Annotated in this window: 10 protein-coding genes; 5 read left to right on the top strand and 5 right to left on the bottom strand. The window is 48.5% G+C overall.

What is annotated here, in order from left to right; translation table 11 throughout:
* Positions 1 to 2: 2 nt before the first annotated feature.
* Positions 3 to 188, bottom strand: coding sequence for a hypothetical protein (locus H6F73_RS23940; RefSeq protein ID WP_190761283.1), 186 nt, complete (start codon positions 186 to 188; stop codon positions 3 to 5).
* A 157-nt stretch (positions 189 to 345) separates the two neighbouring features.
* Here H6F73_RS23940 and H6F73_RS23935 point away from each other — a divergent pair, with 157 nt between their 5' ends.
* From H6F73_RS23935 to pruA, 3 genes are all read left to right on the top strand, one after another.
* Positions 346 to 939, top strand: coding sequence for an SH3 domain-containing protein (locus H6F73_RS23935; protein ID WP_190761282.1), 594 nt, complete (start codon positions 346 to 348; stop codon positions 937 to 939).
* Between the two features lie 415 nt (positions 940 to 1,354).
* Positions 1,355 to 1,903: a Uma2 family endonuclease gene (locus H6F73_RS23930; RefSeq protein ID WP_190761281.1), complete on the top strand. Its 549-nt coding sequence runs from the start codon at positions 1,355 to 1,357 to the stop codon at positions 1,901 to 1,903.
* A 241-nt stretch (positions 1,904 to 2,144) separates the two neighbouring features.
* Entirely contained in the window at positions 2,145 to 5,117 is a 2,973-nt protein-coding gene (pruA, locus tag H6F73_RS23925; protein ID WP_190761280.1) for an L-glutamate gamma-semialdehyde dehydrogenase, read from the top strand.
* A 301-nt stretch (positions 5,118 to 5,418) separates the two neighbouring features.
* On the opposite strand, the gene H6F73_RS23920 is transcribed toward pruA, so the two are convergent.
* The 4 genes from H6F73_RS23920 to H6F73_RS23905 form a co-directional block, all read right to left on the bottom strand.
* The gene (locus tag H6F73_RS23920) at positions 5,419 to 6,381 is read right to left on the bottom strand and encodes a protochlorophyllide reductase (protein WP_190761279.1); all 963 of its coding nucleotides are present in this window, start codon (positions 6,379 to 6,381) and stop codon (positions 5,419 to 5,421) included.
* Between the two features lie 107 nt (positions 6,382 to 6,488).
* The gene (locus tag H6F73_RS23915) at positions 6,489 to 7,253 is read right to left on the bottom strand and encodes an ABC transporter ATP-binding protein (RefSeq protein ID WP_190761278.1); all 765 of its coding nucleotides are present in this window, start codon (positions 7,251 to 7,253) and stop codon (positions 6,489 to 6,491) included.
* Complete coding sequence (locus H6F73_RS23910; RefSeq protein ID WP_199330762.1) at positions 7,250 to 7,909, bottom strand: energy-coupling factor transporter transmembrane protein EcfT; 660 nt, start codon at positions 7,907 to 7,909, stop codon at positions 7,250 to 7,252. The genes H6F73_RS23915 and H6F73_RS23910 overlap by 4 nt, the downstream gene beginning before the upstream one ends.
* Positions 7,910 to 7,919: 10 nt before the next feature.
* Complete coding sequence (locus H6F73_RS23905) at positions 7,920 to 8,843, bottom strand: energy-coupling factor ABC transporter permease (RefSeq protein ID WP_190761276.1); 924 nt, start codon at positions 8,841 to 8,843, stop codon at positions 7,920 to 7,922.
* Positions 8,844 to 9,421: 578 nt separating this feature from the next.
* On the opposite strand from H6F73_RS23905, the gene H6F73_RS23900 reads away from it, so the two are divergent.
* Both H6F73_RS23900 and H6F73_RS23895 read left to right on the top strand, forming a co-directional pair.
* A complete protein-coding gene (locus tag H6F73_RS23900; RefSeq protein ID WP_190761275.1) occupies positions 9,422 to 10,420 on the top strand; it encodes a multicopper oxidase domain-containing protein in 999 nt (332 codons plus the stop codon).
* A gap of 140 nt (positions 10,421 to 10,560) precedes the next feature.
* Positions 10,561 to 11,571 (top strand): helix-hairpin-helix domain-containing protein, encoded by a 1,011-nt coding sequence (locus H6F73_RS23895; RefSeq protein WP_190761274.1) that lies wholly within the window; start codon positions 10,561 to 10,563, stop codon positions 11,569 to 11,571.
* Positions 11,572 to 11,575 lie beyond the last annotated feature (4 nt).

Raw genomic sequence — 11,575 nt, 5'->3', positions numbered from 1 at the left:
TCTTATCTCCTTATCGCCGAAACTTGCATCAACTTCCCCAACTCCGCATCCAGCAACTCTAGCTGGGCGTTCAATATAGCCTCTTTCTCGCCACTCTCAGAATTTAGCAAGGTGTAGATCAGAGCGTTGTAGGCTTGCAAACGCTGTTCATTCATAGCAAGTTGGATTGGGGATGAGGCATGGGGCATTGGGCATAGAGGGTACTTCTCTCCGTCTCCCTCTCCCCTGCATCTATTATTACCGGCCCCAGGAATTGCTCTAATCCCGTACACCTCTGCCTGTCACCCCTCAGGAGCTATAAAATACAAGGCAAGATCCTTTTGGTGTGATTTGGAGTTTTCTCTTATGAAAATGAATCTTTGGCAAACGTCCTTGGCGGTAACTGCCTCCCTGTCCCTGTCTGTCAGCACTTTTTCCATTCCCGCATCTGCCGGCATCACGCAGCCACAAGGCAGCCAGTCTGCTGCATCTGGACAAGCATCTCTTCAGAATCAGGGTACAAATCAACTGATCGCCCAAGCCAACTGCCGGCGGGTGAATACAAATGCCAGTGATCTCAATGTTCGTTCCAGCCCAAATGGCCCGATCACCGGCTCAGTTGCGAAAGGAACGCTGCTGACTGTCGATAGTGTTGGCAATGATGGCTGGGTGTTGATTTCATCTCCCCAAAAAGGTTATGTGTTTGGCCAATATCTCGGCACTTGCGATCAACCTGTACCGCCCAACCAAACCTCCACAACTGGTGACAATTGCCGACAAATCACATCGGCTGAGGCGGTGAGTGTGCGGCAGTCTCCTTCGACAAATAGCCCAATTCTCGGTAATTTAGCCAATCTTCAGCGTGTGACGATTGTGAATCGCGGTGCAAGCGGCTGGGTGCCAATTTCCGCGCCGGTGACGGGTTTTATTCCGGCTAACATACTGATTTACTGCCGGTAAGGGGTTGTTAGAAACGTCTTTTTGAGCCGGTAATCTTTGGAGATGCCGGCTGAGTTAGCCAGGGGTTTTCATCTCTGGCTAATTGTTTGAGCCGATTGCTGCCGGTTTATTTTTTAATTGATAGAGAGTCATCCTAAATCTGTCGTGAAAAGCACAGCCGGTTTTCCCCCTAAATCCCCCAATTCTGGGGTACTTTGAAAAGCTCGTTTCCCTCCTCATTTGGGAGGTAGAGGGGAATAAAATGTAGTCGTTCTATCTCAAAGCCCCCAGCATTGGGGGTTTGGGGGCTGACTTAAATCTCTGCCGGACTTAACCGGCAGCAAAAGCAAAGGATAAAATAGTTATAAAACCAACCGGCAACTCTGCTTGTGATCAATGTGCCGGTTGCAATCATCCTCTAATTGGCAGGTTTGAAATGAGTGTAACCATCGCTAAATGGACAGTGGATGACTATCACCGCATGATAGAAGTCGGTCTTTTAGAAAACCGGCACGTTGAACTATTAAATGGAGAAATTATTGAAATGCCTCCAGAGGGTTTAGAACACGCTTATCTGGGAGACGAAGTTGGCAAATATCTCAGTAATCTTCTCGGTAAGAGCGCCAGAGTTCGAGAAGCTCGTCCCATCACTTTGCCTAACAACTCAGAACCCGAACCCGATCTCGCAATTGTTAAACCACTTGGTCAAATCTATCGCCAACACCATCCTTATCCCGAAGATATTTTTTGGCTGATTGAGTTTTCTAATACTAGCCTTGTTAAAGATTTAGATGTTAAGCGAAAAACATACGCCGCCGCAGAAATTCCAGAATACTGGGTTGTGGATTTGAAACACCGGCAGCTTAATGTGTTTCGTCAACCTGTTAATGGTGACTATGTTCAAGCGGTAACGCTAACAGCCGGAGAGATTGTGCCGGTAGCTTTTCCGGATATTAAGGTGCCGGTGCAACAGTTACTGGGTTGAGATGAGCTATCGAATCTTTAAGAAGATATTTGAAAAGTTGCTTTTTTCTGGAGTCAGAATTGAAGTGTAGTTAAAGCTACAGCAAATTTTTCATCGCTAATTTATTACGTCCCATTTTATCTTTGATTTTTATATAAATTAATAAATGTCGGGTGGCTGAACCGGCCTTTGCAACGCCACAATAGAAGAGAAGAGAAAGTCTTAAACAAACGCCTCACCCAGAACTAGGAGTTTTCCCGCTGTGGTTGTACAAATATCCAATAGCACCTACGAAGCTAAAACCCAAGAAATTGCGAAACAACTATTAGCCGCAACGAAAGAAAATCGTTCCTTTTTTGCCCAGATCCGCGACCAAATGCGCCCGGATGATAAATTGCTGGCTTGGGCGATGAGTAACCCTGGTTTGCGGGTGCAACTGTTTCGCTTTATTGACTGCTTGCCGGCACTCCGCAGCAAACCGGAAATTGCCCATCACCTGCAAGAATACCTAACCGCTGAAGAAGTGGAACTGCCGGCAGCCCTCAAAGGCTTGATTAGTTTTAGCGGGGGCGATTCGATGGCGGGACAGGTGGCGGCAACCACGGTATCCACAGCCGTCGAAACTTTAGCCCATAAGTACATTGCCGGCGCAAATATTAAGGAAGTGATCAAGACAATTGAACGCCTGCGTAAGGATAAAATGGCGTTCACGATTGACTTGTTAGGCGAAGCCGTGATTACGGAAATTGAGGCACAATCTTACCTGGATCGCTATCTGGAACTGATCACCCAACTCAGTGAGGTGGCGAAAAAGTGGTCAACCGTGCCGGCCATTGATCAAGCAGATGGCGAAGATATCCCACGAGTTCAGGTATCTGTCAAGTTAACCGCCTTTTACTCGCAATTTGACGCCCTCGATCCCAAAGGAAGTGAAGCCCGCGTGAGTGATCGCATCCGCACGCTGCTGCGCCACGCCGAGGAAGCCGGTGCGGCGGTTCACTTTGACATGGAACAGTATTGCTATAAAGATTTAACCCTGGCAATTCTGAAGCAAATCCTCATGGAAGCGGAATTCCGCAACCGCACAGATATCGGCATCACCATCCAAGGCTATCTGCGCGACAGTGAAAAAGACTTGCGGGATTTGATTGAATGGGCGAAACAGCGGGGTAATCCTGTTACCGTCCGCTTGGTAAAAGGGGCGTATTGGGATCAGGAAACGATTAAAGCCCTGCAAAAAGATTGGCCCCAGCCGGTTTATAACGATAAAGCGGCAACGGATGCCAATTTTGAGAAAATCACCCAAATTTTGCTGGAAAATCACGAGTATCTGTATGCCGCGATTGGTAGCCATAACGTGCGAACCCAAGCGCGGGCGATGGCAATTGCAGAAACCCTGAATATTCCCAAGCGCCGGTTTGAGATGCAAGTCCTCTACGGCATGGGCGATAAACTGGCGAAAGGCTTAGCAGATCGGGGTTATCGCGTCCGCGTTTACTGTCCTTACGGCGATCTTCTCCCCGGCATGGCGTACCTGATTCGCCGGCTGCTGGAAAATACGGCAAATAGTTCTTTCTTGCGGCAAAACATGGAAGATCGCCCGATTGAGGAATTATTAGCGCCGCCTTCCCCGAATGGCAAAGACTCAATCCATCGCGGTTCGCCCGTCTTCCCCAATGTCGCCGATACCGACTATGCCAATGCCAAATTGCGGCAAGAAGCCCAGCAAGCGCTGGAATCTGTGCGTCAGCAGTTGGGTAAAACCTATTTGCCGCTGATTAATGGGGAATATCAAAATACTGCACAAATGGTGGATTCTATCAATCCATCCGATCCGAATGAAGTGATTGGCAAAATCGGGCTGATGTCTGTGGAACAGGCACAGCAAGCGATTCAAGCAGCGAAGGATGCGTTTGCGGGTTGGCGAAAAACGCCGGTGAGGGAACGCGCTGGGGTACTGCGGAAGGCGGCGGAGTTGATGGAAAAGCGCCGGCATGAATTGTCTGCTTGGATGCTGTTTGAAGTCGGAAAACCGCTGCGGGAGTGTGATGGGGAAGTCTCGGAGGCGATTGACTTCTGCCGGTATTATGCCGATGAAATGGAACGGCTGGAACAAGGACATCACTATGATATTGCCGGCGAAACCAACCGCTATAATTACCAGCCGCGCGGTATTTCGCTGATTGTTTCTCCCTGGAATTTCCCGCTTGCGATTCCCACCGGCATGACGGTTGCCTCTCTGGTTGCCGGCAACTGCACTTTATTAAAGCCGGCGGAAGTTTCAACCGTAATTGCGGCAAAATTAGCGGAAATTCTGGTAGAAGCCGGCATCCCGAAAGGTGTCTTCCAATATGTTCCCGGCAAAGGTTCTAGCGTCGGTTCTTACATGGTGAAACACCCCGACGTTCACATGATTACCTTCACAGGTTCTCAAGAAGTGGGTTGCCAAATCTACGCCGATGCCGCAATTTTGCAACCGGGACAAAAACACCTGAAACGGGTGATTGCGGAGATGGGCGGCAAGAATGCGATTATTGTCGATGAGAGTGCCGACTTGGATCAAGCGGTTGCCGGGGTCGTGCATTCCGCATTTGGCTACAGTGGGCAAAAATGCTCAGCCTGTTCGCGGGTAATTGTGCTGGAACCGATTTATGATACGTTCGTGCAGCGCTTAGTTGAGGCAACACGTTCGCTGAATGTTGGCCCAGCAGAAGCACCGAGTACCCAAGTCGGGCCGGTGATCGATGCCAACGCTTATGATCGCATCCGGGATTACATTGAGAAGGGACGCACAGAAGCTGAGGTTGCCTTAGAAATGCCGGCACCAGGTACGGGATATTTTATCGGGCCGGTGATTTTTACGAATGTGTCACCCACTGCTAAGATTGCCCAAGAAGAAATTTTCGGGCCGGTGCTTTCTGTGATGCCGGCGAAGAATTTCCAAGAAGCAATCAATTTCGCAAATGGCACGAATTTCGCCCTCACTGGCGGCATTTATTCTCGCACGCCTTCCCACATTCAACAGGCAGAAGTTGAGTTTGAAGTCGGTAATCTTTATATCAACCGGGGGATAACCGGCGCAATTGTCTCGCGTCAGCCTTTCGGTGGGTTCAAGCTTTCCGGCGTTGGTTCCAAAGCCGGTGGCCCAGATTACCTGCTACAATTCCTCGAACCTCGAACAGTGACGGAGAATATCCAGCGTCAAGGGTTTGCGCCGATTGAAGGAGTGGATTAGTTGATTAACCGCAGATAAACGCAGATAAACGCAGATAAATTTAATATCATCTGTGTGTATCTGTGTGCATCTGTGGTTTAAATTCCTCTTCTCTTTGTGGGGAGTGGATTAGATTATTAACCGCAGATAAACGCAGATAAACGCAGATAAAGATTGAGAAATTTAATATCATCTGTGTGTATCTGTGTGCATCTGTAGTTTAAATTCCTCTTCTCTTTAGTAGTTAACAAGCCGGCTCACCCGTGCTAACAAGTGAAACCGGCTTGTTCAATTGCGTTTACAGCACTTAATTAAAGTCTGCTTACGCCAGTCCAACTAACTTAGCGCTGAGATCCCACATCCGTTCGCCTTTTTCATCATCGCGGGCTTGGGGAGAGACTTTTTGCACAAAAGAGGTGCCATTTTTCTTTTGGCGATTTCCCCAACTCCAATAGGCACCGGATTGCTTATATTCAGGCTCGGCAACCACCGCCGCAACTCGTTCGCCGGCTAATTCCTGAGACACATATCCCCCAGTGATATTTTTTTGGAACCAAGGGAATATTTTTTGGAAAAGCGGATAGTGGTTGCGGAATAAAGGCGTGTCTGCAACGCATCCCGGATAAAGGGAAGTGAAGGTGATGCCGGTTGATTCGTGATAGCGCCGGTGCAGTTCTCGCATTGTCAAAACGTTGCAAACTTTGCTATCTTTGTAGGCTTTAACCGGCTCAAACTTTTTGCCATCAATCATCGAAACTGGCTCTTGAAATCCGGCTGCAAAACCTTCCAAATTACCTAAATCTGGACGTGGGGGAATCTTTCCACCCAATTCATCCGGGTTGTGGGTGACGGTTCCCAAAATAACCATCCGCTTGTCAGCTGCCGGTGATCGCTTCATATCCTCAAGCATAGTTTGGCACATGAGGAAATGACCAAGGTGATTGGTTGTCACCGTCAACTCATAGCCTTCCGGGCTTCGCAACGGTTCTTTGATCAAAGGCATATAAATGGCGGCGTTGCACACTAAAGCGTCCAGCGGTCTGCCCAGTGTTCTAAAATTGCTGATAAATTGCCGAACGCTATCCAAGGAGCCTAAATCGATGTGCTGGATGGTGTAGCTATCCTGGGGCATTCCCACGGTTTGGGCAGCGTTTTGGGCTTTTTCTAAATCCCGACAAGCCATCACAACGTACCATCCCCGTTTAGCAAGCGCTTTCGCGGCATACAAGCCAACCCCAGAGGATGCGCCGGTGATGACAACCGTTGACTTCCGATTCTGTTCCATTGTCTTCAGACTCTATTGACCGTGTTGACTTTCTCTAGGATCTCATGTCAATGGACTGCCTGACAGATGGCGATAAAAATGTTTCGCTAAAACCCCTAATCCCCTATCTAATAATCCACCGGCAGCCCATAATTCTCAAGCGTCGCCCCATCTTGCAATAATTCTTGAGTGGGCCGGTCTAGCTTAATCTCACCTTGACCCATCACCATCGCCCTGTCAGTTGTTTTACGAATCCAATTTAAATCATGGGAAGCAATTAAAAGTACCTGCACCGGCAGCTGACATAGCACCTTTGCTAAGTGACGCCGCCATGCCGGATCAAGGCCGGTTGTGGGTTCATCTAAAATTAAAACAGACGGTTCCAATGCCAGAATTGCCGCAAGCGCAGCTAAGCGTTTTTGACCGCCAGAAAGTTCGTGTGCAGAACGATTTGCACAGGCTTCTAAACCGAATTCTGCCAACAACTGACGGGCTTTATCAACTGCAACCGCCGGCGGGACTCCGTAGTTGCGTGGCCCGAAAGTAATGTCTTCTAAAATCGTTGGCATAAACAGTTGATCATTCGCGTCTTGAAAACAAAAACCAACTTGCCGGCGCACTTGGGGCAAGGTTGCCGGTTCTAGGCGCGTTCCCTGAATCCAAATATCACCAGATTTAGCTTGTTTTAAGCCAATTAAATGGTCTAATAAAGTGCTTTTGCCACAACCTGTCGGGCCGAGAAGGGCGACTCGCTCACCTTGATTGAGGGTAAAAGAAACGCTACGCAAAACCGGCTCTTGTTTAGGATAAGCAAAGACTAAATCCTTAACAACAAGGCCGGCATCACGAGAATGAGCATTTGGGGTTTGGGGATAAGAAGTTGAGAAACTCAAAATTTTAAGTAAGAAGCTAAAGTTAATCCACCGGCAACGGAGGCAGCCCCTAATAAACCGGCCAGTTCTTTCGGTGTCGTTTTGGCATCAACCGGCAGTTCGCCCTGATAGCCACGAGAAACCATTGCACCATAAACGCGTTCTGCACGGTCGAGTGTGCGGATATAAAGCGCCCCGATCATAGCAGCGCTGGCGTAGCGCAACCAGCCGGCAGGGCCAGATAATCCGCGACACTGGGCGGCGCGTTGCATCCGGGTGACTTCTGAGAGCAAAATTTCTAAATATTGTCCCGCTAAAAGCACACTTTGCTGCAAACCTGCCGGTAGGGGTAAGCCTTTAAGCGCAATTCCAAAACTGTGAGGCGGCAAACTTAATAAAAAGCTATTCACAATCAGCAGACAAATCAGGGAACGAACGAGCAAATAACTGGCGCGTTCCCAACCCAAGGGCAATGCCATTAAGCTGAGAAAGATTAATTCTGCCCCCAGCAATTGGGTGAGGGCTTTCAATGGTGTCCGCAACACGAATGCCCACAAAAGCGCAAAAGCGCCATAGACGCCGAGTAAGGGCCAAGTGCCGAGTTTTAATAAAGCTGCCCCGATGACAGCAATCAGCGACAGCCGCAGTCGAAATATAATCGGGAAGGAATGACCCATTACCTCGCCTTTACGCATCTTTGGGTTTAACTAGCTGGGCGAGTCCAAAAGCCACCCCAAAGGACGCACCACTGCCCAAAATGCCGGCAATGCTAGTACCCACCGGCCCTAATCCTTCGATGCCGTAATCCGCAAAGGGAGTGGGAACCGGCACTCGCACATTGTCAGCTAACTCAATAAAACCTAAGTCTTCGGCCACTTTTTCTAAGCCATCTGGCCATCCAGAAGCGGCTAGGGAAAGAACGCCGGCGATGAGCAAAACACTGACAACCGGCACCACCCATTTATCTAATTGCGGCTGTTCCCCTGGTAGCAAATCGGGACGTGCGGTTGCTAGGTAAGAAAGCACGCCGCCGGTGATGATACCTTCGCCTACTCCGATTAGGATGTGAACACCACTCATTGCCGGTAACACTAAGTTGGGCGCGGCTGTCCCGGAAAGCACCAATTGAATGGCACAAAATACGGCTGCTGGCACTACGCTAACGCCGGCAGCAATCCCAGCCGCCAAGGGCAGCCGGCTTCTCGATCCTCCCAGCAATCGTTGCAAGACTTGCGTGAGTGTCCAGCCAACCCAGACGCCGATGACCCCCATGTTGAACACGTTGGCTCCCAAGGCGGTGATACCGCCGTCGGCAAATAAGATGGCTTGAATGATTAAAACGGTGGCGATGCACAGCGTCCCTGCCCAAGGACTCCCCAGCATCACGGCGGCTAGGGTTCCTCCCAGCAGGTGGCCGCTGGTGCCCCCCGCAACGGGAAAATTAATCATCTGGGCGGCAAAGATGAAGGCAGTGGTTAAGCCCAAAATGGGTGCTTGTCGAATCCCATACGCTTCGCGAGAACGTGCCAGAGATACTGCCACGGCTGCTGCGCTGGCGATGCCGGTTGCGGCTGCAACGGGCAAAGAAACAAAACCATCAGGAATGTGCATTAGTGTTCCCTGATCCTGAGAATTCCGGTTATTTAGTCTACAGAAATCAAGTAACAGGGTTTTAGAGAACTTGACAATCCCCTCTAGGGGTATTTGCCGGCAGCCGATTCTTGCTTCAGCTCGCTTATTAATTACGGCCTGTCGTTGTTTCTACGCCACATCGCCTTAATTCTAAAGAAATTATTGAGAATACTTATAAACAATTCACTTTAGCTTTGTCAGGCTTGTTACCATAGTTGCTAAATAGTTTCATTAATTGTAAAATCAATTTCGTCGAAAACTGAGCCGCTAATTACAGATTTTTCTGGAAACCAAGCTTTCACCGGCTGCTTAAGCTAGAAGCCGCTGTTTTGCTTAAAATTGCTTTATTTATTACGTTCTGGCATATTGATCAAGCGCCTTAAGCAGAAAGTCTCTCGGCTTGTATAACCGTCAAACACAAAGGCTTGATGGCAAAAATACCCGTTGCTTATTGCTAGTATTTTTTAAGTATCGGGTTTAATTAGCGCTGATTTATCCTAACTTACGAAATCAGTGCCAATCCCTCGGCTTTACCCCATCCTTCCCCTACTCAACCAATGCTTGACCGGAAATCACTCCTTTTAAATCGTCGCAGATTGCTGCAATTCGGAATCGCCGGCATCGGGATGAGTGGCGCGGCGATTGCATTGCCTCAACTGTTAGGGCAGCGCCAAAAGCTGGCCCAGGCGAAAGTGCCGCCCCTCCCTGGCGATGCGCCGGCAATTAACGACACGATGCATCCAATGACGATGCTGCGGGATTTTGACTGGGGAACGGTTAAGAAAGTGAACGGGCGAACGGTTCGGGAATTTCAGCTCATTGCCGGCACCTCTACGATTGCCTTAAACAGCGCTGTAACGTTTAATACATGGAATGTTAACAATCGCGTACCTGGCCCAACTCTGCGGGCGCGGCAAGGTGATCGCGTGCGTGTCCTGTTTTTAAATCAGGGGGGACATTCCCACTCGCTGCACTTTCATGGGGTTCACCCGTCAGAAATGGATGGAGTGAAACCGATTCGTCACGGCGCGGCAACGATTTACGAGTTTGATGCCGAACCCTATGGCGTCCATCTTTATCACTGCCATATTGAGCCGGTGACGCGCCACATTAATAAAGGTTTGTATGGGATGTTTATTGTCGATCCGCCGGAAGATCGTCCTCCCGCTGATGAAATGATGCTGATCATGGCCGGCTATGACGTGAATGACGACGGCAAAAATGAGCTTTACGCCTTTAATGGCGTGCCGGATTATTACCACCACCATCCCATCCCAATTTATCAAAATCAGCTAATTCGGCTGTATGTCCTGAACATGATTGAGTTTGATGTGGCGGCAACGTTTCACTTACACGCCAATATGTTCCAGGTTTACCGCACAGGTCGCACGCTTACGCCGGCTGAAGAAACGGATGTGATTACAATGGGCACGGCTGAACGGCACATTCTGGAGTTTTCGTTTAAGTATCCGGGGAAATTTATGTTTCACCCACACCAAGATGCGATGGCGGAACACGGCTGCATGGGGCAGTTTGAGGTGATTAAACCGGCTTAGTTGCGGGTTTTTGGGAATTTGCGGGTATCAGTTGACAAAATTTCTCACTAGCTAGAAAATGAATTCCGCAAAGGTTTTATATCATTCCGCTGTTAGAAGCCTTTTTTGCAAGTTCGTGTAAATTTTGTGAAATTAATCCTATGCTTGGCTTTCGTTCTTTATTTCTAACGGTTGCAACTGCCGGCTTAATAGGGCTTGCCGGTTGTAATGATGCTAATACCACCAATAACACCGCGACTGAGACAACGCCGGCAGCAACGAACACGGAAACAACGGATCACAGTGGTCATGCCGGCGGCAAGAAGAAAGTTAACATTAACACCGCTATTTTGTCCGAGTTAGATAAATTTGAAGCGCAACTGGGTGTGCCGGCGCTATCTAATAAAATTCAAGCGAGTCGTCCTTATGGTTCTCCAGAGGACTTAGTTTCTAAAAAAGTCATTACGCAGCAACAATTTGACCAAATTAAAGACCAGGTGACAATAGAAGATATTGTTCTCACTGGTGAAGCGAAAGATGTCGATTACATGACCAAATTGGGTCTGATGAAAGGACACCTGATCGTTGCCAAAGAACTTTTAGATCAGCAAAAACCCGACCAAGCAGAACCTCACATCGGCCACCCCGTTGAAGAAATTTATGTGGATGTGGAAGAACAGTTAGAAGAGCGCAAGGTTAAAGAATTTAAAACAACTTTAATTGGTTTGCAAGACCAACTCAAATCAAATCCTAAAAATGAAAAAATTGGGGCTAATTTTGAGACTTCTATGCAGGCGGTAGATGGAGCGATTCAGGGACTTCCAGAAGCGCAACGTACATCTCCTAAATTTGTGTTGCAAGTCATCAATGGATTGTTAGAAGCTGCTGATGCTGAATATGGAGCAGCGGTTGCTAATAATAAAATTACCGCCGATATTGAGTATCAAGATTCTCGCGGGTTTGTTAACTATGCCAATACGCTCTATAAAAATATTTCTCAGCAAATGGCGAAGGAAAACCCAGACGCTCATAAACAGATTCAAACCAGCATGGCTGAACTCACAAAAGCTTGGCCTTCTGTAACTGCGCCTGCTGCGCCGGTGAAAACCCCAGAACAAGTTTCCCAATTGATTGCAACCATTGGGCAGAACAGCCAAAAAGTGGTGAAATAACCTT

Source organism: Microcoleus sp. FACHB-68 (assembly GCF_014695715.1).
In the GTDB taxonomy this organism is placed as follows: Bacteria; Cyanobacteriota; Cyanobacteriia; order Cyanobacteriales; family Oscillatoriaceae; genus FACHB-68.
The sequence above is the reverse complement of the archived record's forward strand: the minus strand, read 5'-3'. Positions and strand labels throughout refer to the sequence as shown.